The 24,749-nt window shown below is 67.7% G+C and carries 26 protein-coding genes and 1 other RNA gene; 10 read left to right on the top strand and 17 right to left on the bottom strand.

From position 1 onward, the window contains the following. Positions 1-6: 6 nt before the first annotated feature. The 5 genes from BMX16_RS03965 to mgtE all read right to left on the bottom strand — a co-directional run bounded on the left by BMX16_RS03965 (position 7) and on the right by mgtE (position 5,514). Positions 7-756, bottom strand: a complete 750-nt coding sequence (locus tag BMX16_RS03965) for a YebC/PmpR family DNA-binding transcriptional regulator (RefSeq protein WP_089899018.1) — start codon at positions 754-756, stop codon at positions 7-9. Positions 757-840: 84 nt separating this feature from the next. Then, positions 841-2,619: an SLC13 family permease gene (locus BMX16_RS03960; RefSeq protein ID WP_089899015.1), complete on the bottom strand. Its 1,779-nt coding sequence runs from the start codon at positions 2,617-2,619 to the stop codon at positions 841-843. Between the two features lie 75 nt (positions 2,620-2,694). Continuing rightward, complete coding sequence (locus tag BMX16_RS03955) at positions 2,695-3,513, bottom strand: TIGR00282 family metallophosphoesterase (RefSeq protein WP_089899012.1); 819 nt, start codon at positions 3,511-3,513, stop codon at positions 2,695-2,697. Positions 3,514-3,523: 10 nt separating this feature from the next. Next, on the bottom strand, positions 3,524-4,138 hold the full coding sequence (locus BMX16_RS03950; RefSeq protein ID WP_281242566.1) for a 5-formyltetrahydrofolate cyclo-ligase: 615 nt from the start codon (positions 4,136-4,138) through the stop codon (positions 3,524-3,526). Continuing rightward, complete coding sequence (gene mgtE, locus BMX16_RS03945) at positions 4,126-5,514, bottom strand: magnesium transporter (RefSeq protein ID WP_089899006.1); 1,389 nt, start codon at positions 5,512-5,514, stop codon at positions 4,126-4,128. The genes BMX16_RS03950 and mgtE overlap by 13 nt, the downstream gene beginning before the upstream one ends. A gap of 105 nt (positions 5,515-5,619) precedes the next feature. On the opposite strand from mgtE, the gene guaD reads away from it, so the two are divergent. Then, positions 5,620-6,909, top strand: a complete 1,290-nt coding sequence (gene guaD / locus BMX16_RS03940; protein ID WP_089899003.1) for a guanine deaminase — start codon at positions 5,620-5,622, stop codon at positions 6,907-6,909. 169 nt (positions 6,910-7,078) lie between these two features. On the opposite strand, the gene BMX16_RS03935 is transcribed toward guaD, so the two are convergent. The 4 genes from BMX16_RS03935 to BMX16_RS03920 form a co-directional block, all read right to left on the bottom strand. Then, positions 7,079-7,603 (bottom strand): CAP domain-containing protein, encoded by a 525-nt coding sequence (locus tag BMX16_RS03935; protein WP_089899000.1) that lies wholly within the window; start codon positions 7,601-7,603, stop codon positions 7,079-7,081. Between the two features lie 102 nt (positions 7,604-7,705). Further along, positions 7,706-9,052: an 8-oxoguanine deaminase gene (locus tag BMX16_RS03930; protein ID WP_089898997.1), complete on the bottom strand. Its 1,347-nt coding sequence runs from the start codon at positions 9,050-9,052 to the stop codon at positions 7,706-7,708. Then, a complete protein-coding gene (locus tag BMX16_RS03925) occupies positions 9,049-9,909 on the bottom strand; it encodes an inositol monophosphatase family protein (RefSeq protein WP_089898994.1) in 861 nt (286 codons plus the stop codon). Before BMX16_RS03925 ends, BMX16_RS03930 begins: the two co-directional genes overlap by 4 nt. A gap of 197 nt (positions 9,910-10,106) precedes the next feature. Next, the gene (locus BMX16_RS03920) at positions 10,107-10,487 is read right to left on the bottom strand and encodes a helix-turn-helix domain-containing protein (protein ID WP_089898991.1); all 381 of its coding nucleotides are present in this window, start codon (positions 10,485-10,487) and stop codon (positions 10,107-10,109) included. A gap of 263 nt (positions 10,488-10,750) precedes the next feature. Here BMX16_RS03920 and BMX16_RS03915 point away from each other — a divergent pair, with 263 nt between their 5' ends. Next, entirely contained in the window at positions 10,751-11,722 is a 972-nt protein-coding gene (locus BMX16_RS03915; protein ID WP_089899227.1) for an NADPH:quinone oxidoreductase family protein, read from the top strand. A 162-nt stretch (positions 11,723-11,884) separates the two neighbouring features. Next, on the top strand, positions 11,885-12,655 hold the full coding sequence (locus tag BMX16_RS03910) for a Bax inhibitor-1/YccA family protein (RefSeq protein ID WP_089898988.1): 771 nt from the start codon (positions 11,885-11,887) through the stop codon (positions 12,653-12,655). Between the two features lie 311 nt (positions 12,656-12,966). On the opposite strand, the gene rpmG is transcribed toward BMX16_RS03910, so the two are convergent. The 6 genes from rpmG to gatC all read right to left on the bottom strand — a co-directional run bounded on the left by rpmG (position 12,967) and on the right by gatC (position 16,896). Beyond that, entirely contained in the window at positions 12,967-13,134 is a 168-nt protein-coding gene (gene rpmG, locus BMX16_RS03905) for a 50S ribosomal protein L33 (protein WP_072857731.1), read from the bottom strand. Between the two features lie 130 nt (positions 13,135-13,264). Beyond that, positions 13,265-13,690: RNase P RNA component class A (gene rnpB / locus BMX16_RS03900), an RNA gene on the bottom strand. A 12-nt stretch (positions 13,691-13,702) separates the two neighbouring features. Next, positions 13,703-14,302: an N-acetylmuramoyl-L-alanine amidase gene (locus tag BMX16_RS03895; protein ID WP_483869196.1), complete on the bottom strand. Its 600-nt coding sequence runs from the start codon at positions 14,300-14,302 to the stop codon at positions 13,703-13,705. 83 nt (positions 14,303-14,385) lie between these two features. Continuing rightward, positions 14,386-15,081, bottom strand: coding sequence for a hypothetical protein (locus BMX16_RS03890; RefSeq protein WP_342707800.1), 696 nt, complete (start codon positions 15,079-15,081; stop codon positions 14,386-14,388). Positions 15,082-15,127: 46 nt separating this feature from the next. Continuing rightward, the gene (gatA, locus tag BMX16_RS03885; protein ID WP_089899221.1) at positions 15,128-16,609 is read right to left on the bottom strand and encodes an Asp-tRNA(Asn)/Glu-tRNA(Gln) amidotransferase subunit GatA; all 1,482 of its coding nucleotides are present in this window, start codon (positions 16,607-16,609) and stop codon (positions 15,128-15,130) included. Beyond that, positions 16,609-16,896, bottom strand: coding sequence for an Asp-tRNA(Asn)/Glu-tRNA(Gln) amidotransferase subunit GatC (gene gatC / locus BMX16_RS03880; RefSeq protein WP_089898982.1), 288 nt, complete (start codon positions 16,894-16,896; stop codon positions 16,609-16,611). Before gatC ends, gatA begins: the two co-directional genes overlap by 1 nt. 189 nt (positions 16,897-17,085) lie before the next feature. On the opposite strand from gatC, the gene lysM reads away from it, so the two are divergent. Together lysM and BMX16_RS03870 are read left to right on the top strand one after the other, a co-directional pair. Next, positions 17,086-17,526 carry a peptidoglycan-binding protein LysM gene (gene lysM, locus BMX16_RS03875; protein ID WP_089898978.1) on the top strand — a complete coding sequence of 147 codons (441 nt, stop codon included), beginning with the start codon at positions 17,086-17,088 and terminating at the stop codon, positions 17,524-17,526. An 86-nt stretch (positions 17,527-17,612) separates the two neighbouring features. Continuing rightward, a complete protein-coding gene (locus BMX16_RS03870) occupies positions 17,613-18,296 on the top strand; it encodes a metal-dependent hydrolase (protein WP_089898975.1) in 684 nt (227 codons plus the stop codon). A gap of 4 nt (positions 18,297-18,300) precedes the next feature. Here BMX16_RS03870 and BMX16_RS03865 read toward each other — a convergent pair whose 3' ends face one another. Then, the gene (locus BMX16_RS03865) at positions 18,301-18,747 is read right to left on the bottom strand and encodes a nucleoside deaminase (RefSeq protein WP_089898973.1); all 447 of its coding nucleotides are present in this window, start codon (positions 18,745-18,747) and stop codon (positions 18,301-18,303) included. 79 nt (positions 18,748-18,826) lie between these two features. Between BMX16_RS03865 and BMX16_RS03860 the strand changes: the two genes are divergently transcribed. The 5 genes from BMX16_RS03860 (at position 18,827) to BMX16_RS03840 (ending at position 23,491) form a co-directional block, all read left to right on the top strand. After that, entirely contained in the window at positions 18,827-20,119 is a 1,293-nt protein-coding gene (locus tag BMX16_RS03860) for a pseudouridine synthase (protein ID WP_089898969.1), read from the top strand. 117 nt (positions 20,120-20,236) lie between these two features. After that, entirely contained in the window at positions 20,237-20,443 is a 207-nt protein-coding gene (locus BMX16_RS03855; RefSeq protein WP_089898964.1) for a hypothetical protein, read from the top strand. Next, a complete protein-coding gene (locus tag BMX16_RS03850) occupies positions 20,443-21,330 on the top strand; it encodes a 5-bromo-4-chloroindolyl phosphate hydrolysis family protein (RefSeq protein ID WP_089898960.1) in 888 nt (295 codons plus the stop codon). The genes BMX16_RS03855 and BMX16_RS03850 overlap by 1 nt, the downstream gene beginning before the upstream one ends. 10 nt (positions 21,331-21,340) lie before the next feature. Further along, a complete protein-coding gene (locus tag BMX16_RS03845; protein WP_089898957.1) occupies positions 21,341-22,522 on the top strand; it encodes a toxic anion resistance protein in 1,182 nt (393 codons plus the stop codon). Further along, positions 22,523-23,491 carry a DUF2927 domain-containing protein gene (locus BMX16_RS03840; RefSeq protein WP_245731272.1) on the top strand — a complete coding sequence of 323 codons (969 nt, stop codon included), beginning with the start codon at positions 22,523-22,525 and terminating at the stop codon, positions 23,489-23,491. On the opposite strand, the gene BMX16_RS03835 is transcribed toward BMX16_RS03840, so the two are convergent. Then, positions 23,488-24,648 carry an acyltransferase family protein gene (locus BMX16_RS03835; protein WP_089898954.1) on the bottom strand — a complete coding sequence of 387 codons (1,161 nt, stop codon included), beginning with the start codon at positions 24,646-24,648 and terminating at the stop codon, positions 23,488-23,490. The two genes, BMX16_RS03840 and BMX16_RS03835, sit on opposite strands and share 4 nt — an antisense overlap. Between the last annotated feature and the right edge of the window lie 101 nt (positions 24,649-24,749).

Raw genomic sequence — 24,749 nt, 5'->3', positions numbered from 1 at the left:
GACCGATCAGCTGCCCGCGTAGGCCGCCATCACCGCGTCGGATGCCTCGACGTTGGTGGTGACCGACTGCACGTCGTCGTCATCCTCCAGCGTCTCGACCAGCTTCATCAGCTTCGTCAGACCGTCGAGGTCGAGTTCGGTCTGCATGTTGGGCAGCCACACCAGCTTGGTGCTCTCGGCCTCGCCCAGCGCCTTTTCCAGCGCGGTGGACACGTCGTTCAGGTCGGTCGCGGCGCAATAGACCACATGCGCGCCCTCGTCGGACTGCACGTCCTCGGCCCCCGCCTCCAACGCGGCCATCATCACGGTGTCCTCGTCGCCGACCGATGCGGGATAGACGATCTGGCCCTTGCGGTCGAACATGAACCCGACGCTGCCCGTTTCGCCCAGATTGCCGCCGTTCTTGGTAAAGGTAGAGCGGACGTTGGACGCGGTGCGGTTGCGGTTGTCGGTCATCGCCTCCACGATGATGGCGACGCCGTTGGGGCCGTAGCCCTCATACCGGATCTCGTCATAGCTTTCGGCGTCGCCGCCCACGGCCTTGTTGATCGCGCGCTCGATCACTTCCTTGGGGACGGAGTTCTGCTTGGCTTCCTTGACGGCCAAGCGCAGGCGCGGGTTCTTGTCCACGTCCGGGTCGCCCATCTTGGCGGCCACGGTGATTTCCTTGCTCATCTTGCTGAACAGCTTGGCGCGCAGCTTGTCCTGACGCCCCTTGCGGTGCTGGATGTTCGCCCATTTGGAATGTCCGGCCATGGCGCTTGCCCCTTTGCTCCGACGCTGACTGCGGGCCGCTATAGCGCAGGCCCCGCCCCCACCGCAAGCCTCGCAAGCCTGCGGTCAGAGCGGATAGAGGATCGGAATCGCGATGGAACAGATCACCGCCAGCGATACGTTCAGCGGGATGCCGATGCGGAAGAAGTCGGTAAAGCGGTAGCCGCCCGGACCATAGACCAGCGTGTTGGTCTGATAGCCGATGGGTGTCGCGAAACTGGCCGAGGCCGCCATCATCACCGCGATCACCAGCGGGCGCGGATCGACGCCCAGTGCTTGTGCCAGACCGATGGCGATGGGCGTCATCACCACCCCCACCGCGTTGTTGGACACCAATTCGGTCAGCACCGTCGACAGCGTATAGACCGCAAGGATCACAAAGAACGGCGGCAGCGTTTGCATCCACGGCGCCAGCGTTCCCGCGATCCGCTCTACCCCGCCGGATGCCTCCAGCGCGGCGCCGACCGCCAGCATGCCAAAGATCAGTGCCAGCAGGTGTCCGTCGATGGACCCGAACGCTTCGTCGGTGTCGATGCAGCCGGTCACCAGCACCGTCACCGCGCCGACGAAAGACAGCTGCAGGATCGGTGCCACATCGAAGGCGGCAAGGATCACCACCGCCAGCATCACGCCGATGGCGATGGGCGCATGTGTCCGGCGATACGCGCGAGCCGAGGGTTTGGACACATCGGCAAGATTCATGTCCACCGCAAGGCGCTGGATGTCGGCAGGTGCCCCTTCCAGCAGCAGGGTATCGCCGACCTTGACGATCAGTTCGTCCAGCTGCCGCCCGATGTTGCGGTCGCGACGATGGACGGCCAGCGTATAGACACCGTAGCGGCGCCGCAGGCGCAGGTCGCCCAGATTGCGGCCCACCATGCGGCATTCGGGCGAGATCAGCACCTCGACGGTCGAGGTTTCCACCGCCGACACCTGATCGACGCGGCGCAATTCCTTGGTCTTCTGCAGCGACAGCAGTTCCGTGATCGCGGTGCGCAGCACGACGCGGTCGCCCACTTGCAGGGTGACATTCTCCAGATCGCGGCGCAGGGACGCGTCGCCGCGGATCACGTCGATCAGGCGTACGCCCTCGCGCTTGAACAGCTGCACCCCCAGCACCGCGCGCCCGATCAGGTTGCTGTCCGGGGGGATCACCGCCTCGGTGAAGAAGCGCATCTTGGTGCGGTCCGACAGCATCACCGCCATGCTGTCCCGGTCCGGCAGCAGGCGATTGCCGAACAGCGCGAGATAGCCAAGCGTCCAGATCGCGATGACGATTCCGATGGGCGTGATCTCGAAGATGCCGAACGGGTCCATCCCTGACTGGCGGGCGACACCGTCCACGACGAGGTTCGTCGACGTGCCGATCAGCGTCAGCGTGCCGCCGACGATGGACCCGTAGGACAGCGGGATCAGCAGCTTGGAGGCCGACACCTTCAGCGTACGGGCCATCTGCACGAACACGGGCAGCATCACCACGACGACGGGGGTGTTGTTGACGAACGCCGATGCGGCAACGACGAAGCCCATGACGCCGCCCACTGCCTGCCTTGGGTTGCGGCGGGCCGCCGCCTCGGCCATCTGGGTGACGTAGTTCAGCGCGCCGGTGCGCACCAGCGCACCCATGATGATGAACATGAACGCGATGGTCCACGGCGCCGCGTTCGACAGCACCGCCACCGCCTGATCGAATGGCAGGATGCCGGTGATCAGCAGGAAGGCCGCCCCGCCCATCGCCACGACTTCCGTGGGAAAGGTTTCTCGCAGGAACAGCAGGAACATCACGGCCAGCACCGCGAATGTCACGATGGCCTGATGTTCGATCAGAAAGGCGATTTCGATCATGGCGCGACCCCGTAGATTCGTCACGCCGTTGTTACGCCAAGCCGCCGCCTGCGCAATGGCGATCAGGCTGGCCCGTCAGGACATGGGGCCGGATTGCGACAGCCGCCCGCCCTGACGCACCATGCAGCACATGACAGCCTTGCCCGTGCGGTCGTCGGTTTCCACATAGAGGCCCGACAGCGTCGCTTCGCCTTCGGCAGGCACGAAGCGTCCCTTCGGCATGCCGGTGATGAAGCGGCGCAGCGGCTCGTCAGGCTCCATCCCGATGACGGACTGGTAATCGCCGCACATCCCCGCATCCGACTGATAGGCGGTGCCACCGGGCAGGACCATCGCGTCGGCGGTCGGCACATGGGTGTGCGTGCCCACCACGATGCTGGCGCGCCCGTCGCAGAAATGGCCGACGGCCATCTTCTCGCTCGTGGCCTCGCAGTGGATGTCGATCAGCGTGGCCTGCACCTGACCGCCCATCGGGTACTGCCGCAGCACCGCGTCGAGGGCCGAGAACGGATCGTCGAAGGGCCGTTTCATGAACACCTGCCCCAGCGCCTGCGCCACCAGAACCTTGCGCCCGCGGGCATCGCTGAACACCCGCGCACCGACGCCGGGTGCCGCCTTGGAATAGTTCAGGGGCCGGATGATGCGCGGCTCCTTGGCGATGTGGGTCAGCATGTCCTTTTGGTCGAAGGCGTGATCGCCCAGCGTCACCACGTCGGCCCCGGCGTCGAAGATCGCCTTGGCATGATCCGGCGACAGGCCTGCGCCGTTCGTCGCGTTTTCGCCGTTCACCACGACGAAATCGAGGGACCAGTCCCGGCGCAGGCGCGGCAGGTGGTCGGTGATGGCCCTGCGGCCCGCGCGTCCCATGACGTCGCCCAGAAACATGATCTTCATGGCGCAACGGTTACGGTGTGCGGCGACCCGATGCCACCGGATTTTGGCGTGATGCGGCGCTCTCGCGGGGGAATGTCCGCACGTCACGGTCCGTCACCACCATGTCGAGGGGCTGATCCGTGGCATCCAGCGGCACCGCGTCCACCTCTTGCGCCGCATAGGCGTAGCCGATGGCCAGCACCGGCCCCGCCTGCCGCAGCACGGCCAGCGTGCGGTCATAGAAGCCGCCGCCATAACCCAGCCGCCCGCCGGCTGCGTCGAAGGCCAGCAGCGGCACGATCAGGATGCGCGGGGTCAGCGGCACAGCCTGCGCGGGGATGCGGGTCCCGAACCCGCCGGGCACCAGCGGCGCATCGGGCGACCAGCGGGCAAAGCCCAGCGCCAGCCCCGGCCCCGCGATCACCGGCACGCCGACCGGGCCGTGCAGCGCCGCCTCTGCCATGGCGGGCAACGGGTCGATTTCCGACCGCATCGGCAAATAGCCCGCCAGCGGGGTGCCGCGATGTCCCGTCAGCACCGCGCGCAGATGATCGGCCACCGCCGCATCCCCCGGCCGGTGCGCCAGCGCCCGCCGGGCCATGGCGGCGGCGCGGGCCGCCGCCTTTGCCGCGGCTAGAGCAGCCACAGCGCCGCCAGTCCGAGGAAGGCGAAGAAACCCACGATGTCCGTCACCGTGGTGACGAACGCGCCCGACGCCAGCGCCGGATCGACGCCCATGCGTTCCAGCACGATGGGCACCCCCGTCCCCGCCAGCCCCGCCACCACCATGTTGATGATCATGGCGACGGCGATCACTGCCCCCAGCATGGGCGAACCGAACCACACCACGCCGACGATGCCCATCACCACCGCGAACAGCATCCCGTTGATCAGGCCCACCAGGACCTCTCGCCTGATGACGCGCCACACGTTCGATCCGGTCAGATCGCGGGTCGCCAGCGCGCGCACCGCGACCGTCAGCGACTGGGTGCCCGCATTGCCGCCCATCGACGCCACGATGGGCATCAGGACGGCCAGCGCCACCAGCGACGAGATCGTCGCCTCGAACAGCGAGATGACAAGCGACGCCATGATCGCGGTGAACAGGTTGACCGCCAGCCACGGCAGGCGCTGCTTCGTCGTCTCCAGCACACGGTCCGACAGACTGCCCTCGCCCACACCGGCAAGCCGCAACAGATCCTCCTCGGCCTCCTGTTCCAGAAAGGCCATGGCGTCGTCGATGGTGATGACGCCCACCACCCGGTCGTCGTCGTCGACCACGGGGGCGGTGATCATGTGATAGTGGTTGATCGCCTGCGCCACCTCCTCCACGTCCTGTGCGACGTGGAAGGTGCGGAAAGAATCCTCCATCAGGTCGGTCAGTTTCGTCTGGGGTGCAGCACTCAGGATGCGGCCCAGCGTAACGTAGCCCATGGCCTTCAGCCGGGGATCGACGACGATCAGGTGATAGAACTGATCCGGCAGCACCACGTCCGACCGCAGATGCGCGATGGCGTCGCCCACGGTCCAGTGCTGTGGCGCGCGCACCAGCTCGACCTGCATGTGGCGGCCCGCCGATTCCTCGGGGTAGGACAGCGACTGTTCGACGGCCACCCGGTCGCCGGGTTCCAGCGCGTCCAGCACCGCCTCTTGCTGGTCCTCGTCGAGGTATTCGACAAGGTCCACCACGTCGTCGCTGTCCAGATCGCGGACGGCGTCGGCCAGCTCCTGTGGGGCAAGGGACGCGATGATCTCCTCGCGCAGACGCTCGTCCAGTTCCGACAGGATGTCGCCGTCGAGGCCGCCCTTCCACAGGGTCAGCAGCTCGCGGCGCTGGCGGGCGTCGATCAGCTCGATCAGGTGGGCGATGTCGGCGGGATGCAGCGGGTCGAGCAGCGCCTCCACATCCTCGACGTTGCGGGCGTCGATCGCGTCCAGCACGTCGGCCACGACACGGTCGGTGATTCCGAAGGCTTCGTCATGGTCGTGATCGAGGTCCGTCCTGATCTGCTCGTCGGTCATGGCGGCCCCCTGCATGGCGTGTCGCGCACCATAGCCGGTCGCGCACCGGCCACAACCGCGCCGCGCGCGATTGTGGCCGCCCGCCCGTCATTCTAAGGTCATGGGATGAAGAAACATCTCCTCCTCGGCCAGACGCTGGCCTTCGACGGCCCGGCGCTGACCGATTGGCAGGCGGCCACCCGCCACGACAGCGCCGGTGGCGTGCTGATCGCAGGCGACCGGATCGCCGCCGTAGGCCACGGTGCCACCCTGCGCGCCGCCCATCCGGACGCCACCGTCACCGACTATGGCGACGCACTCATGAGCGCGGGGTTCGTGGATGCGCACATGCACTATCCGCAGACCCCCATCGTCGCCAGCTGGGGCAAGCAGCTGATCGACTGGCTGAACACCTATACCTTTCCGCAGGAAATGCGGCTGGCCGTTCCCGCCTATGCCCGCGACGTGGCGGACACGACGCTGGATCTGGCGCTGGCACATGGCACCACGACGCTGTGCAGCTATTGCACGATCCATCCCGGCAGCGTGGATGCGTGGTTCGACGCCGCAGCCGCCCGCGGCATGGCGGTCGTCGGCGGCAAGACCTGCATGGACCGCAACGCCCCCGACGGCCTGCGCGACACGGCGCAGTCGGCCTATGACGACAGCAAGGCGGCTCTGGACCGCTGGCACGGCACGGGTCGCGCCACCTATGCGATCACGCCACGCTTCTCGCCCACCTCGACGCCGAAGCAGCTCGGCGCCCTCGGGGCCTTGTGGTCGGAACGGCCCAACGCGCTGATGCAGACGCATCTGAGCGAGCAGCTGCCCGAAATCGCATGGGTCCGCGACCTGTTTCCGCAGGCCCGCGATTACCTCGATACCTACGAGGCGTTCGGTCTGCTGGGGGCGCGCGGCCTCTATGGTCACGCGATCCATCTGGAGCCGCGCGAGATCGACCGCCTGACCGAGGTGGGGGCCGCCGTTGTGCACTGCCCCACGTCCAACACCTTCATCGGGTCGGGGCTGTTCGATCTGGCGGGGCTGGCGGCGCGGGGCCTGCGCATCGGGCTGGCGACGGACACGGGCGGCGGGTCGAGCTTTTCCATGCTGCGTACCATGGCCGCCGCATACGAGATCGCGCAACTGCGCGGAACTGCGCTGCATCCGGCGCAACTGATGTGGCTGGCCACCGAAGGGTCCGCCCGCAGCCTGCACATGGGCGGCACGGTGGGCCATCTGGGGGCCGGGGCGATGGCCGACATCGTGGTGCTCGACCTCGCCTCCACCCCGGCCATCGCCCAGCGCGCCGCGCGGGCGGCGGATCTGTGGGAGGCACTGTTTCCCACGATCATGATGGGCGACGACCGGGCCGTGCGGGCCACGTGGGTCGCGGGTCGGCCGGTCACGCGCTGAGGAACGCACGCGGGGCGCCATCAGCGCGGACGCCCAATCCGGCGCAGCGGCAGGATCGCAAAGGACGGTAACGCCCCGCACACGCAGTGGCAGCATACGACACGTCGCGCCGACGCTCATCGCCTGAGAGAGTGGTCACGCGGCGCGTGTCACCCCCTGCGCCGCCGGATCAGCAAGGCATCAGCAGCACGACGACCCACACATCCGCGCCGCGCCCCGCGCGGTCGGCGGCGGTGCCAAGGCCATAGTTCGCATATTGCCCGCCAAGCAGGACGCGGCGCTGGCGCGGCTCCGACAGGAACGCACCCAAAGCGGCACCGGCGCTGGGATAACCTTGCGCGATCACCTCGCCCGCCGTGCAATTCGACACACCGGCAGCCCGCAGGCGCGCACCGGCATCGGCCCCGGTCGGCAGGCCCATCATCAGCTTGTCACCCTGCGCCAGTTCCGCCGCGTACTGATCGGCGACCCGGTCCAGCGCCGCATTCGACACCAGCGCGCGGCGCCCCTCGGCGGCGCGGGCGCTGTTCAGGGCCTGATCGACGGCTGCGGACCGGGGGGGCGTCCCGGCCAGCGCCTGTGCAGGCGCACCGGTTGCGGCGGCCCCGCCCAACGGCACGACGACGGGGATCGGCACCGCGACGCAGGCCGACAGCAGGGTGGCAAGGGCGATGGACAGGGTCTGGCGCAACATGGCGATACTTTCTGGCGACGGGGCGGTGTACGACCATAGACGCGCCAGCGTGAAGCCCGTGTCAACAGGCGACGGTCGGCCGTCCACGGTATCTTGCGCCAGTTAACCCGCCAGCGCCTGTGCCAGCCTGCGCTGCCGCGCGATCACCGCGTCCTGATCGACGGTCGCCATGCGGCCACCGGCCACCACCTGCCGCCCTTCGACGAACAGGTCGCGGACCCGTGTGGGCCCCGCAAGCACCAGCGCTGCGGCGTCCCATGTTCCCGCACTCTCGATCCCCGACACGTCCCAGACCGCCAGATCGGCGCGGTAGCCGGGCGCGATGCGGCCCAGATCGGGGCGGTTCAGCACGGCGGCACCGCCGCGCGTGGCCAGCCACAGCGCCTCGCGCGCGCTCATGGCATCGGCGCCGTTTGCGACCCGTTGCAGCAGCATCGCCTGTCGCGCCTCACCGATCAGGTTGCCAGCGTCGTTGCTGGCGGACCCGTCCACGCCAAGGCCCACGTTCACCCCCGCATCCCGCATCGCCCGCACGGGCGCGATACCGGACCCGAGGCGGCAGTTCGAACAGGGACAGTGCGCGACCCCGGTGCCGGTGCGCGCGAACAGGTCGATTTCGCTGGGATCGAGTTTCACGCAATGGGCGTGCCACACGTCGGGGCCGGTCCAGCCCAGTTCCTCGGCGTATTGCCCCGGACGACAGCCGAAGCGGTCGAGCGAGAACGCCACATCCTCGGCGTTCTCGGCCAGATGGGTGTGCAGCATCACGCCCTTGTCGCGGGCCAGAAGTGCGGCGTCGCGCATCAGCTCTCGGCTGACCGAAAACGGCGAACAGGGCGCCACGCCGACGCGGACCATCGCGCCGGGGCGCGGGTCGTGGAAGGCGTCGATGACCCGGATGCAGTCGGTCAGGATCGCGTCCTCACGCTCCACCAGCGTATCGGGGGGCAGGCCGCCGTCGCTGATCCCGATGCTCATCGACCCGCGCGTGGGATGGAACCGCAGGCCGACTTCGGCGGCGGCGGCGATGGTGTCGTCCAGCCGCGCACCGCCCGGAAACAGATAGAGGTGATCGGACGACAGGGTGCAGCCGGACAGCGCCAGCTCTACCAGCCCGGTCTGTGCAGAGGCGAACATCTCGTCCGGACCAAAACGGGACCAGATCGGATAGAGGGTGCGCAGCCAGCCGAACAGCAGCGCGTCCTGTCCGCCGGGGACGGCGCGGGTCAGCGACTGGAACAGGTGGTGGTGGGTGTTGATCAGGCCGGGCGTCACCACGCAACCTGCCATGCGCAGGGTCCGCCCCGTTGTCCGCAGCCCCTGCCCCACGGCGGCGATCACCCCGTCGCGGATCAGGATGTCGGCGGTCCGCCATTCGCGTGCCGTCGCGGGGCCGTCGCCGTCAATGGTGACGACGACATCGGCCCCCTGCAACAGCGTTTCGGTCACGCCAGCGACGCCTGCAACAGCGCCAGTGCGGCGGCGTGGATGCGTGGGTTGGCGGCGGCGATGACGCGGCCACCCCCATGCGCGGGGCCGCCCTGCCAGTCGGTGACGATGCCGCCCGCCGCCTGCACGACGCAGATCGGCGCGTGCACGTCGTAGGGTTGCAGACCCGCCTCGATCACCAGATCCACCTGCCCTGCCGCCAGCAGCGCATAGGCATAGCAATCCATGCCATAGCGGGTCAGCTGCGCCGCCTGCGACACGGCGCGAAAGGCGCGGCCCTCGGCTTCGGTCCCGACCTCCGGGAAGGTGGTCAGCACGATGGCATCCGACAGGTGGCGCGCGGGCCGTGTCGCGAGTGGGTGCGTGCCGTGCGGTCCGTCGACGCTGGCCTGCCCAAAGCCGCCGACGAATCGCTCACCGATGAAGGGCTGGTCGATCACGCCGAACAGCGGACCGCTCGCATCCGCGACGCTGACCAGCACCCCCCACGTGGGCGTCCCGCACAGATAGCCGCGCGTGCCGTCGATCGGGTCGAGCACCCATGTCAGCCCGCTGGTGCCGGTGGTGGTGCCCATTTCCTCGCCAAGGATGCCGTCGTGCGGGCGTTCCCGCGCGATCACAGCCCGCATCGCGGCCTCTGCGGCGCGGTCGGCGGCGGTGACGGGATCGTAGCGGCCCATGCCGCCCGGGGCCGCCCCCTTGTCATCGGCAGCAAGGCCGGTGCTGCGGAACAGGCGAAGGGTTTCCGGGCGCGCCGCGTCGGCGACCGTGTGTGCGACGCGGATCAGGTCCGCCTTCAGCGTCTCGTCCAAGCCCTGCCCAACCCCGTGATCCGATGACCGACCGGTTCGGCACATCCCGGGGTCCGTCCTAGCAGGGGCCGGGCATCTTGCAAACGGCCCTGCAGCGCAGGGAACCGGCAAACACCGCTGCGGAGCGAGGCTTGCACCCCCCCTGCGGAGCGAGGCTTGCCCCCCGCTGGTCGGAAAGCTTGCAAGAGGCCCTGCTGGGCGGGGCGCGGTCAGGGGCCGCCGTTCCCTCCCGCCGCCGGTCCTCAGGCCGGCGGGTGCGCCGCCGCGCCGTCTGCCCCGGTCGCCATCGCGCGGGCAAGGTCGATCAGGCGCCGGCGCTGGACATCGGGCACCGCCGACAGCGCCCGCAGCAGCAGCATGACCTCCTTGTCTTGCCCGGTGCCGTCCTGTGGCGATGATCCGGCGCCGTCCAGCCCCTCGAAGAAGAAGCCGACCGGCACGCCCAGCGCCTGTGCCACGTCCCACAGCCGCGACGCGCTGACCCGGTTCGCGCCCGTCTCGTATTTCTGGATCTGCTGGAACTTGATGCCGACCGCGTCGGCCAGCTGCTGCTGCGTGATGCCGGTGACCCAGCGGCGCTGCCTGATACGTTGCCCGACGTGAAGGTCCACCGGATGCGGCATACCCTGTTCTTTCCTGTTACGTAGCGTTACCCTGTGCATGGGGGCACCTCAGGAGGTGTCGGCGCGCCTTGCTTCGCGCAAGGTTTGTGTCGCCCAGCCTTACCTTTTCGACAGGATGTTGCGGCACAACTTGGCCAAAAGGCCAAGTGGACGGTGGATTCGCCCAGGTGCCGAGCGGACTTGACTTCACACCCCGTTCGCGGCGCCATGCACGGGTCCCCGATCTCGTCCGAAAGCGACACCCCATGTCTGACGCACACACCATGCAGGCCTTTCAGGTCCACGCCTTCGACGCACCGCCGGCGTTGACCGACGTGCCCGTCCCCCGGCCCGGCCCGGGCGAGGTCGCGCTGCGCATCGCGGCCTGCGGCGTCAACTTTGCCGACATGCTGATGGCGCAGGGCAAGTATCAGGACACCCCTGCCCTGCCCTTCACCCTCGGGATGGAGGTGTGCGGCACCGTCGCGGCGCTGGGTCCGGGCGTCACCGCGCCCGCCATCGGCACCCGCGTCAGCGTGTTCGGCGGTCAGGGTGGCATGGCACAGGTCGCGGTCTATGACGCCGCCCGCTGCCGTCCGGTGCCGGACGCGATGCCCGACACGGTGGCGGCAGGGTTTCAGGTGGCCTATGGCACGTCGCATCTGGCGCTCTCGCACCGCGCCCGCCTGCAACCGGGGGATACGCTGCTGGTGCTGGGGGCCGCCGGCGGCGTCGGCCTGACGGCGGTGGAAATCGGCCACGCGATGGGCGCGCGCGTCATCGCGGTCGCGCGCGGGGCGGACAAGCTGGCGGTGGCCCGGGCGGCCGGGGCCGACCATATGCTGGATTCAGATGCGGGCGACCTGAAGGCGCAGTTGAAGGCCCTGTGCGCCGACATCGGCGGCGTCGATGTGGTCTATGATCCGGTCGGCGGGGATGCCTTCAAGGCGGCCCTGTCGGTCTGCAACCGCGAAGCGCGGGTCGTGATCATCGGATTCGCCAGCGGCGAGGTGCCGCAGATTTTGGCGAACCTGCTGCTGGTCAAGAACATCACCGTCATCGGCTTCTACTGGGGCGGCTATCTGACGTTCGCGCCGCAGGTGCTGTCCGACAGTCTGGCCGAACTGATGGACTGGTATGCACAGGGCCGACTGCGGCCCCATATCGGGGCCGTCCTGCCGCTGGACCGGGCGAATGAGGCGCTGGCACATCTGGCGGACCGGACAGCGACCGGCAAGATCGTCATCGTGCCCTGACGGCGTGGGGTTGGCCAGGTGCTGGCGGAAACGTGAAAACGTGCGCAGACAGGCCGTTTCGCCGCTTTCGCCCTGTTGCGACGGACTTGCAAAAAGGGCGCCGGGCCCCAATATGCACTGCAGGCGCCTGATCGCGGCGCAACATCAACAACGGAGGTCTCGATGGCTGAATATCAAACGATCCGGACCGCGGGCACAATCCGTGGTGCGGCGATCGACGAAGGGCTGCGCGCCCACATGAACAAGGTCTACGGCATCATGTCGATCGGCATGCTGATCACGGCGGCTGCCGCATGGGCCATTTCCGGTCTGGCGATTTCCGACGTGCCGACTGCCGCCCAGATCGGTGCCGACCGCTATCTGACCGACCTTGGCGTGGCGATCTATGCCAGCCCGCTGAAGTGGCTGATCATGTTCGCACCGCTGATCGTGGTGTTCGCGTTCAGCGCGACGATCAACCGGATGTCCGTCGCCACCGCCACCACGGTGTTCTATGCCTTCGCCGCCCTGATGGGCCTGTCGCTGTCGTCGATCTTCCTGATCTACACCGGCATGTCGATCATTCAGGTGTTCCTGACCACCGCCGTCGCGTTCGCGGGTCTGTCGCTGTATGGCTACACGACCAAGCGTGACATCAGCGGCTGGGGCGCCTTCCTGATGATGGGCGTGATCGGCCTGATCGTGGCGTCGATCGTGAACATCTTCCTCGGCTCCGGTGTGGTCCAATTGGCCATCGCGGTGATCGGCGTGCTGATCTTCGCAGGCCTGACCGCCTACGACACGCAGAAGATCAAGACCGACTACATCGCGCACGCCGCACAGGGCGACGCGGAGTGGTTGGGCAAGTCGGCGATCATGGGTGCGCTGAACCTGTACCTCGACTTCATCAACATGTTCATGTTCATGCTGCAGATCTTCGGCAACCGCGAGTAATCCGGTTTCCCTCGCAATTGACGGAAGGCCGGCCCCTCGGGGTCGGCCTTTTTCGTTTGAGGCAAAGATATCGACCTGAAGGCCGAGCGCGCCGCGCGGAAGTATTCCGGGCAAGATGATGGGGTCCGGGGGGAGAGGACAGTGGCCAGTCCGCGGTGCCGTGCTGCCGGGATGATGTGCAGCATGCACCGGCCGACGCCCCTGCGGCGGTGACGTGTCCGGCAACCGGCGCGCGGCGACTGGATGGGCGCAGAATGCAAAAGGCCCCGCGCGAGCAGGGCCTTGGGCGATACGTCAGGTGGCAGGACCAGTTACTTGATCTTGCCTTCCTTGTATTCGACGTGCTTGCGCACGACGGGGTCGTATTTCTTGATGACCATCTTTTCGGTCATGGTGCGCGCGTTCTTCTTGGTGACGTAGAAGTGGCCCGTTCCCGCGCTGGAGTTCAGGCGGATCTTGATGGTGGTTGGCTTCGCCATGTGTCTTCTCCTGTGCGCGGCGCGAAATGGGGTGCGCGCCGGTCATATCTCTTGAAGCCTGCCTTCTAAACGCAGGCGGCCCCGAGTCAACAGCAAAAGGGCTGATCGCCGTCCGGGCGCGGGTTTGGTCATGTGCGGATGGCCTGTAAGCCGGATTCTGTCCCCCGCCCTGCGGCGGTTGGACGATCATTCATCTGAGGCCGCCGTTACCGGCGACCCTCTAGCTGCCAACCCGGGCCTCTCGGGTCGGGCGTCCCTGCCGCGCTTGCCCATCGCTGGGGTCACACAGGCGCGAGGCCCCTATTTGGCATTGCTCCCGGTGGGGCTTGCCGTGCCGCTTCTGTTGCCAGTCGCGCGGTGGGCTCTTACCCCACCGTTTCACCGTGACCCCGAGGGCTGCATCGCTGCCGCATCATGGATGCGATCGGGGCCGTCTCTTCTCTGTGGCGCTGTCCCTGAGGTTACCCCCGCCGGGCGTTACCCGGCACCGTTGCCGTCATGGAGTCCGGACTTTCCTCGAAAGGCTTGCACCCCCCGCGACCGTCCAGCCATCCGCACGGGGGACGCCCTAAGCCCGCGGGGCGGATGCGTCAACGGGAAAGCGTGCTGCAAGGTCGGCGATCAGGACCATGTCGGCGGGCGACAGCGGCCCGGTCGCGCGGGGCCTGAACCGCAGGCGGAACGCGGCCAGCAGCGTGGCGTCGTCCGCATCGGCGGTATAGCCAATGCGCGTCAGGAGCGGGCGGAACGCGGTGGCAGGCGGGGTGACGCCTGCGGGTTGCGGCCAGACCGACAGGCCCAGCCACGCCAACCTGCGCCAGTCGAAGCTGGGTCCGGGGTCGATCTTGCGCCCCGGGGCCATGTCGGAATGGCCGATGACACGCGCAGGCGGGATGGCCCAACGGGCCATGATGCCGGGCAGCAGATGGCACAGGGCATCCATCTGGGCGGCGGCAAAGGGACCTGCGCCCGGATGCGCCAGCTCGATCCCGATGGACCGGCTGTTCACGTCCGTAACGTCGCCCCAGGCCCCTGCGCCGGCGTGCCACGCGCGGGCCGCCTCTGGCACGAGTGACCACACGGTGCCATCCTCGCAGATCAGGTAATGTGCGGACACCTGCCGCGCGGGGTCGCACAACGCGGCACAGGCGGCATCCGCGCTGCGCATGGCGGTATAGTGCAGGACGACCAGATCGGGCCGCGCGCCGTCGCGGCGCGGGCCCTGGTTGGGTGACGGGCGATCCGTGCGGATCAGTTGCCGCCCGCCGCCAGCAGGAACGGCGCCGGGTCCCAGCCGCAGGCGAACCCGTCACCGTCGGGGTCGAGGCCGCGCGGGTCGCGGTCCGGCCCGCCACGGGCGAGGAAATCGCGCTGTGCGGCGTCCGGCGAGGTATAGGTGGCGCAGTTGCGCCTAAACTTGCCCTGCCCCGAGAAGATCGAGCGCGAATACCACTCCTGCCCTTTGCGGTTCGGGGCATCGAGGGCGTATTGCACGATGTTCGGCCCCGTGTCGGCGGGCCGCTGCGGCAACGCGCTGGGCATCACCACCTGCAGGGCGGCGGCCTGTTGCGCGCGGCGCCGGGCGTCACTCTCGATCGTTTCGCGGTTGGACACCGCCTCGAACGACTGCTCGTCCGACAGGCCGGTATTGTTGGACGGGGCGGCTGGTGCGACGGGCAGCGGTTGCTGCTGGGCGATATCCTGCGCCAATCCCACCGGACCGCCGCCAATGCCAAGGGCGGCGAGTTCAGACGCATTCACGACCCCGCTACTGGCCGGCATGCTGGCCAGCGGGGCGGCGGCCACCGGTGCAGGCGGGGCAAAGGTCGTGACGGCTGCGGCGGGGGCCGCCACCTGCGCACGCGCGGCAGCGCCGCTGTCCGGCACGGCGGGTGCGCCGCAGGCGGCAAGGGTCATCAGGCTGAGGACGACAACGGGTCGGATCACGGCAGGGCCCCTTTGGATGGACAGCGGATGGTGGCGCGCAAGCGTCCTACCACCACCGGTCCGGTTTTGCGACGAAACCTGCCGCACGTTCCAGTGAATACGCGACGTTCAGCAGATCGCCTTCCTCCCACGGGCGGCCGATCAGCTGCAGCCCCAGCGGCAGGCCCTGCGCGTCGAGGCCCGCTGGCACGCTGATCCCCGGCAGACCGGCGAGGTTCACAGTCACGGTGAACACGTCGTTGAGGTACATCTTGATCGGGTCCGCATCCGCCATCTCGCCCAGCCCGAATGCGGCGGACGGTGTGGCCGGCGTCAGGATCGCATCGACGCCGTCGGCGAAGACCGTGTCGAAGTCCCGCTTGATCAGCGCGCGGACGCGGCGGGCCCGGTTGTAGTAGGCGTCGTAGAAGCCTGCGGACAGCACGTAGGTGCCGACCATGATGCGGCGCTGCACCTCTGCGCCGAAGCCTTCGGCGCGGGTCTTCTCGTACATCTCGGTGATGCCGTCGCCGGGGGCCAGCGTCGCGCGGTGGCCGAACCGGACACCGTCATAGCGCGCGAGGTTGCTCGACGCCTCGGCGGGGGCGATGACATAGTATGCGGGCAGCGCGTATTGCGTGTGCGGCAGGCTGATGTCGCGGATCTCGGCGCCCGCGTCGCGCAGCATGGCGGTGCCGTCGTCCCACAGCTTGCCGATTTCGGCGGGCATGCCGTCCATGCGGTATTCGCGGGGGATGCCGATGACCTTGCCACGGATGTCGCCGGTCAGCGCCGCCTCGAAATCGGGCACGGGCAGGTCGGCGCTGGTGCTGTCCTTGGGATCGAAGCCTGACATCGCGCGCAGCATGATCGCCGCATCGCGCACGTCACGCGTCATCGGCCCCGCCTGATCGAGGCTGGAGGCGAAGGCGACCACGCCCCAGCGGCTGACGCGGCCATAGGTCGGCTTGATCCCCGTGATGCCGGTAAATGCGGCGGGCTGGCGGATCGACCCGCCCGTGTCGGTGCCGGTGGCCCCAAGGCACAGGCCGGCAGCTACTGCGGCGGCGGACCCGCCGGAGGAGCCACCCGGCGTCAGCTTGCGGTCGTCCACGCGCCACGGGTTCACCGCATCGCCGTAGACCGAGGTTTCGTTGGACGAGCCCATGGCGAATTCATCCATGTTCAGCTTGCCCAGCATCACGGCGCCCGCGTCGAACAGTTGCGTCGTCACGGTGGATTCGTATTCCGGCAAGAACCCTTCGAGGATGCGGCTGGCGGCCTGCGACGGCACGCCCTTGGTGCAGAACAGGTCCTTGATGCCCAAGGGGATCCCGCACAAATCAGGCGCATTGCCTGCCTTCAGGCGCTGATCCGCGGCCTCAGCTTGGCTTTTTGCGATCTCCGGCGTCTTGTGGACGAAGGCATTCAGCGCATCGGCCGCGTCGATGGCGGTCAGATAGGTCTGGGTCAGCTCGGCGCTGGTCAGGTCGCCGCGACGCAGGGCGTCGCGTGCACCGGCGATCGTCAGGTTGGTCGTGTCGGTCATCATTCCACCACCTTCGGCACGGCAAAGAATCCCTCGCGGGCGTCGGGCGCATTGGCCAGCACGGCGGCCTGCCGGTCGCCGTCGGTCACCACGTCGTCGCGGCGGAACAGCCGCTGCGGCGTGACGCTGGTCATCGGCTCCACCCCGTCCACGTCCACCGCGTTCAGCTGCTCGATGAACCCCAGGATCGCGCTGAATTCTGCGGCCAGCGCCGGCAGGGCATCATCCTCGACCCGGATGCGGGCCAGTTTCGCCACGCGGCGGGCGGTTTCCGTGTCGATGGCCATGCACAACTCCGTTCCGATTGCGGGTCCGTTGGGGGTCCGTTGGGCCAAGCGTTTAACGCGACCCCGCGCCCGCCACAACCGCCTGACCACCGATCACGGGTGCATCGGCTTGCCGCACCGCCGCGATGGGCTAACTTCGAGACAGTAACGCATCCGTGATGGACTGCGGCAAAACCAAAGGATCTGTCCATGGGACTGTGGGATTTCGTAAAGAACGCTGGCAAAAAACTGACCGGACAGGACGACGATGGCCTCTCGGCCGAGGCGCTGCAGAAAGAGGTCAGCGATCTGGGTCTGGACGCCAAGGACGTGGACATCGCGGTCGAGGGCGACAAGGTGACGGTCACGTCAAAGGGCAAGGCGCTGACGCAAGAGGCGCGTGAAAAACTGATCCTCGCCGTCGGCAACGTCAACGGCGTCGCCCGTGTCGAAGATGCCGTCGAGACCGAAGCCACCGTCGAGCCTGTGTTCTACACGGTCAAGTCCGGCGACACCCTGTCGGAAATCGCGCAAGCGACCATGGGCAAGGCCAGCGCCTATCAGGCGATCTTCGAGGCGAACAAGCCGATGCTGTCGCACCCGGACAAGATCTATCCGGGCCAGATGCTGCGGATCCCGCAGGACGCCTGAAGCGACACGGCCGGGATGACCCCGGTTCACATTTTGCCGGGGCGGGCCGTGATGGCCCGCCCCGATCATGTCGAGAAAGGGCAAACATGAAGATCATCTGGCTGGGCCACGCCAGCTTCCGCATCGAGATCGAGGACGCCGTGCTGCTGGTCGACCCGTGGCTGGAAGGCAATCCATCCTTTCCCGCAGACAGCCGCGCTGCGGCGATTAAAGGCGCCACCCATATCCTGCTGACCCACGGCCACGGCGACCACACCGCAAGCGCCAAGGCGCTGAGCAGCGAAACCGGTGCGCCGGTCGTCGGCATCCCCGAGGTCTGCGCGCTGGTCGGCGGCGATGATGCCATCGGCTTCAACAAGGGCGGCACGGTCGATCTGAACGGCGCGCAGGTCACGATGGTGAACGCCACCCATTCGTCGTCGATCGGGACGGACGACGGTCCGTGCTATGCCGGTCACGAGGCGGGCTACATGATCGCGGGCGAAGGCCACACGATCTATCTAAGCGGCGACACGGACATCATGGCCGACATGGACTGGATGGGCGATTTGCACAAACCCGACATCGGCATCCTGAGCGCCGGTGGCCATTACACCATGGACATGGCCCGCGCCGCCTATGCCGCGAAACGGTATTTCGATTTCGCAACCGTGATCCCCTGCCACTACAAGACGTTCCCGGCGCTGGCGCAGGATGCACAGGTGCTGATCGACGCACTTCCGGGCGTCGATGTGAAGACGCCCGAAGTTATGGAAACGCTGACGTTCTGAGCGGTCAGCGGCGCTGTGCGAAGAAGTCCCGCAGCAGCGTCGCGGACGCGTCGGCGTCGATGGCGTCATAGACCTGCGGGGCGTGGTGGCACTGGGGATGCGCGAACACCCGTGCGCCCTGCGCCACGCCGCCGGACTTCGGATCGGCGGCCCCGTAATACAGCCGCCCGATCCGGGCATGAGAGATCGCGGCAGCGCACATCGCGCAGGGTTCCAGCGTCACCCACAGATCGCATCCCGTCAGCCGGTCCTGCCCCAACACCGCACAGGCGGCACGGATCGCAAGCACCTCGGCATGGGCTGTGGGGTCGTTGTCGGTGCGGGTGCGGTTGCCCGCTTGGGCGATCACACCCTCCGGCCCCACGACGACGGCACCGACCGGCACCTCGCCACGGGCGGCGGCCAGACGCGCCTGCTCCAGCGCCAGATGCATGTAGCTGCGGAACGTCATGACCCCGTTCTGCCCCTGCCCCGCCGCGGGCACAAGTCCCGCACTGGTCGGGGCGCGTGAAACGGTCTATGGCAAGGGAATGACCGATACCCCCCCAGACGGCGATCGAATCGCCAAGGTGTTGTCGCGCGCGGGCACAGCCTCGCGCCGCGATGCGGAACGCATGATCGCCGAAGGCCGCGTGTCGGTGAACGGCAAGACCATCACCAGCCCCGCGCTTAACGTCACCGCCCGCGACCGGATCGTGGTCGATGGCAAGCCGGTGGGCCAGCCCGAGGCCGCGCGCCTGTGGCTCTATCACAAGCCTGCGGGCCTCGTGACCTCGGCCCGCGACGAAAAGGACCGCGAGACGGTCTTCGACGCGATGCCCGACGACATGCCGCGCGTGATGAGCGTCGGACGCCTCGACATCAACTCCGAAGGGTTGCTGCTGCTGACCAACGACGGCGGCATCAAGCGGCGTCTGGAACTGCCCAGCACCGGCTGGCTGCGCCGCTACCGGGTGCGGATCAACGGGTCCGTGTCGGAAGCGCGGCTGGACGAATTGCGCCGCGGCATCACCGTCGACGGGATCGCGTATCAGCCGATGATGGTCACGTTCGACCGCCAGCAGGGCGCCAACGCCTGGCTGACGATCAGCATCCGCGAAGGCAAGAACCGCGAGATCCGCCGCGCGATGGAGGCGGTGAACACCACCGTCAACCGCCTGATCCGCGTGAGCTACGGCCCCTTTCAGCTCGGCAACCTCGCGCCGGGTGCGGTGGAGGAGGTCAAGGGCCGCGTGCTGCGCGAACAGCTCGGGATGGAGACGCCGGAGGCACCGACCAACCAGAAGGCCCGCCCCCGCAAGCCCCTGTCGCGGAGCGACACTGGCAAAAGTGGGCCGCGGAGCGACACTGCGAAAAGCGCGCCGCGGAGCGACATTGCGAAAAGTGGGCCGCGCAGCGACACTGGCAAAAGCGTGTCGCGGAGCGACTGTGCCAAGGCCGCGCCGCGTGGCGATGGTGCAAGGAGCGGTCCGCGCAGCGAAGCCGCCAAGGCGCCGTTCCGCGCCGCAGCTGCAGGCAAACCCGCGGACCGGGCCGCAGCCCCGCGCGGCGGCAAGCCTGCGGGTGCCGGAAGCAACGCCGACAAGCCCGGTGGCAAGACGTTCGCGACGAAGTCCTTCGGCACGAAACCTGCCGGTTCAAAACCCGCCGGTGCCAAATTCGGCGCGAAACCAGCCGGTGCCAGATCCGGTACGGCCAAAACCGGAACGGACACCGCCTCCGCCGGCAGGTCGTTCGGCGCAAAGCCTGCATCGAAAACCGGTGCCCGCCGCGATGGCCCCGCATCGCCGCGTCCGCCATCCACCCGCAAACCATCGCGCTAGGCGCTGTTTCCCGCGTCAATCGCGGGACCTGCACGCCGCATCCTGCGTTGACCCCTCGCAAATCGGCTGCACGCCGCTTACCTCTGGGGTGCGACAACTGAACGTGAGGCAGCAGGCATGGCACGACTGGTTCTGGTGACGATGATCCTTGGCGCGGTCTGCGTCGCGGCGTTCGGTGCGGCCGTGGCCTTGCGTGGCGCACGGGGTGCGACGACGGGTGCCGCCGCGGATGCGACCCTGCCTGCGACTGTGCGGACCATCTCTTATGCCGTGCTGCTGGTGCTGACCATCGGGGCGAGCCTCGGTTGGTTGGGGGCAAGCTGATGGGGCAGCGATTCGGCGGCAAGTTCAGCCCGCAGGGCAGCACGACCGATGTCCCGCAGGCGGGTCAGCGCAACGCCGTCAGGCCGCAGCGCGATCCCGTGGGGGCGCGGGCAAACCTGATGTTCGTGGCCCCGGCGATCCTGCTGGTGCGGTCACTGGGCGGCGGGCCTGTCGATCTGGCGGCGGGGCTGGCCGGTGCCGTCGCGCTGGCGCTTGGGGCGTGGCTGCTGCGCGGCGGTCTGCGGGCCGAGGCGGCCTATCATCAGCGCGCCGTGGCTAGCCGCCCGGCCCTGCCGCGCAAGATCCTCGCCGCCGTGCTGACGGGCGCGGGCGTGGGGCTGGCGACGGTGACGGGCGATGCGGGTGTCCTCGGTGCCGCGATCTACGGCACCGTGGCGCTGATCGCGCATGTCGCGGCCTTCGGCATCGACCCGCTGGCGCACAAGCGGCTGGCGGGCGTGGATACATTCCAGCAGGACCGCGTCGCCCGCGTCGTGGCCGAGGCGGAGGCGCATCTGGCGACCATCGCCGCCCGCATTTCCGCATTGGCCGACCGTCCCCTGACGATCCGGGTGAATGCCTTTCTCGACACCGCGCGCAGCATGATCCGCACGGTCGAGGAGGACCCCCGCGACCTGACCGGCGCGCGCAAGTTCCTGAGCGTCTATCTGCAAGGGACCGCCGACGCGACGGCCAAGTTCGCCGACCTGACCCAGCGCCGGCCCGACACGGATGCCCGCACCGATTACCTGTCTCTGCTGGACGATCTGGATCAGACATTCGCCGCGCGCAACGCGCGTTTGTTACGCGACGAACGCAGTGATATGGATATCGAAATCAAGGTGCTTCGCGACCGGTTGGCCCGCGACGGCATCACCGACACATAGGAAACCCCTCATGTCAGACACCACCCGCACCCGCGCACAGGCGACGCTCGCCGATGTGGAACGCATGACGGCCGTGGTCCTGCCGGACGCGCCTGCGGACACCCCGTCGCTGGCCGACGCCGACCGCCCGACAAGCGAGGCGATCACGCGTCGCATGGCGGAAATCGACCTGACCGACAGCAATTCGATCATGGCGTTCGGCACGGCGGCGCAGGCGGGATTGCAGCAGATCTCTCAGGACATGCTGTCCGGCGTGCGCAACAAGGACGTGGGGCCTGCGGGCGACAGCCTGCGCAGCATCGTCAGCACGATCCGTGGCTTTTCCACGCAGGAACTGGACCCCAACCGCAAGCAGGGCTGGTTCGACAAGCTTCTGGGCCGCGCCACGCCCCTGTCGAAGTTCGTCGCCCGCTACGAGGACGTGCAGACCCAGATCGACCGCATCACCGACGACCTGCTGGGGCATGAGACCACGCTGATGAAGGACATCGAAAGCCTCGACCGGCTCTATGCCAAGACGCTGGCGTTCTACGACGAACTCGGCCTCTACATCGTCGCCGGTGAAGCCCGTCTGGCCCGCATCGAAGCCGAGGAGATCCCCGCCAAGGAACGCGAGGTCGCGGCCAGCCCGGAGACCGACAGCGTGATGGAGGCGCAGGAGCTGCGCGACCTGCGCACCGCCCGCGACGATCTGGACCGCCGCGTCCACGATCTGAAGCTGACGCGGCAGGTCACGATGCAGTCGCTGCCCTCGATCCGGCTGGTGCAGGAGAACGACAAGAGCCTTGTCGCCAAGATCAACTCCACCCTGCTGAACACCGTGCCGCTGTGGGAAACGCAACTGGCGCAGGCGGTGACCATCCAGCGGTCCGCAGAGGCGGCGGGTGCCGTGCGCGAGGCGACGGACCTGACCAATGACCTGCTGCGCGCCAACGCCAAGAACCTGCGCGATGCCAACACCGCGATCCGCACCGAGGTAGAGCGTGGCGTGTTCGACATCGCCGCCGTGCAGGCCGCCAACACCGACCTGATCGCCACCATCGACGAAAGCCTTGCCATCGCCGACGAAGGCAAGCGCAAGCGCGCGAGCGCCGAAATCGAGCTGCAGAAGATGGAGACCGAGTTGAAGGCCGCCCTGTCCTCTGCACGGTCGCGCACCGGCACCGCCACCACGCCCGCGCGGGGCGCCTAGGTGGCAGGCAGACGATCCCGCACATTCGGCCCCCTGCTGGGGCTGGGGCTGCTTGCGGCCTGCGCCACACCGGTGCCGGTTGCGGCCCCCGTGGCCCCGGTCGCCGTGCCACGGCCGGTGACGGCCGATCCCCCCGCCCCCGTCGCACCCCCCGTCGCAAGTGCGGAAAGCGAGGCGTTGCGCCGCTATTACAGTCGGTTGCAGAACGACCTGCAAAGCCAGGGCCTGCTGCGCACGGACGGCGGCGGGGCCGATACGCCCTTTACCGACACGATGCTGGCCCGCAACTTCATCCGCATCGCGCTGTTCGACGAATACGTCAGCGACGGCGATTTCCTGCGGGCGGAGGCGACGGAATCGACCCTGCGCCGTTGGGACACACCGGTCCGCATGGCGGTGGAATTCGGCCCCTCGGTGCCCGATGCCCAGCGCAGTATCGACCGTGGCATCGTCAGCGCCTATGCGGCGCGGTTGTCGCGCGTGACCGGCCTGCCGATCGCCATGACCGACGGGGCAGAGGCCAATTTCCACGTGCTGTTCCTGTCCGAGGACGACCGCGCCGGTTACGTCGACCGCATCCGGCAGATCGTGCCGGGGATCGGTGGCAGCAGCCTGCGGGCCATCACCAACCTGCCGCGCGATCAGCTGTGCGTGGTCATCGCATTCTCGCAGGGCGGGTCGAGCAGCTATGCCAAGGCAGTCGCGGTGATCCGTGCCGAACACCCCGACCTGCTGAGCACATCCTGCATCCACGAGGAACTGGCGCAGGGACTGGGGCTGGCGAACGACAGCCTGCAGGCCCGCCCCTCGATCTTCAACGACGACGAAGAGTTCGGCCTTCTGACCCGCCACGACGAGTTGCTGCTGAAGATGCTCTACGACCGCCGTTTCCGCACCGGCATGACCGCCGCCGAAGCAACGCCGATTGCCGCCGAAATCGCGGCAGAGCTGATCGGCGGCGGCAGTTAGCCCGCGAAGGCGGTGACGTCGGCGCGGCGGATGGCGAACCGCTTGCCGAGCCTGATGAATGGCCGTTCGACATAGATGTGCCCCACAAAGGCAAAACCGGTCACGACAATCCCGATCAACGGAACGCAAAGCCAGATCACCGGCCCGTCGAGATCGCGCAACCAGCCCAGGTCGGCGAACACCAGCGTCAGCACGAGGCCATGGGTCAGGTAGATGCTATAGCTCAGTTCGCCCAGGATCCGGCTGGACCTTTGGGCGAGGATGCCGAAATAGGTGTTCCCCGCCAGCACCGGCAGAAAGAACGCCGCGAGCAGAAGCGACGGGACGAGGTGGAAGCTCGTCTCGAAGACGTAGATGCATACCCCAAGCGCAACCACGCCGACCAGCGCCGCCTGTTTCGACCGCAGCAGCGGACCGAACAGGCGTGCCAGTTCGACGCTCAGCATGCCCAGAACGAACAGGTTCAGATACAAAAAGGCCATGACATCGAAGACGATCGCAATGATGGCAACCGGGATGTAGATGGCGGACAATGCGACGATCCGCGATGCGCTGCGCGGCAGCAGTCGCTGTGCTGCGACCATCACGGGCAGCCCGAGATAGAAGATCCACTCCCAGTACAACGACCAGGTCACACCTGAAATGACCACGCCGGTGATGGTGCCGTCCATCAGATCAGGCAGGCCAAGGGTCAGCATCCATGTCAGCAGCGACGGCACATCGCCGGGGCCGAACGTTCCGCCCCTGCTCACACCAAGCAAAAGAGCCAGCCCCACGATGACCCACAGCAGCGGAAACAGCCTGAAGATTCGCGAAATGTAGATCTTCTTCCATTCCGATGCGGGAAACCGGCGATCCAGCATCGTATAGAACAATCCGCCGCTGATCAGGAAAAAGATCACGACGGCAGCAGGCCCGATGGCGGCAAACAGCGTGATGCCTGATCCAGCCCAAGGCAATCCGTTGCGATAATCGACCCAGATCGCGAAATGATGCACCAGCACCCCCGCCGCGAGATAACCGCGCAGGCCGTCGATTTCGCCCAGCCGCGCCGTCGCGGAAAGGTCCGGTTGCAACGTGGCCGACCACAGGAATCGGGCGGTCGCGACCATAACGAATAGCGTCAGGACAACGATCCCGCTGTAAAAAATTATCATTGTTGTGGATCCGGTCTATCGATAAAAATATGACGGTGGCACTATTTCCACCGATCTGCGCTGTCAATCTGATCGACGCACGCGCGGTATATTCACTGGCA

Source organism: Loktanella fryxellensis (assembly GCF_900110065.1).
In the GTDB taxonomy this organism is placed as follows: Bacteria; Pseudomonadota; Alphaproteobacteria; order Rhodobacterales; family Rhodobacteraceae; genus Loktanella; species Loktanella fryxellensis.
The sequence above is the reverse complement of the archived record's forward strand: the minus strand, read 5'-3'. Positions and strand labels throughout refer to the sequence as shown.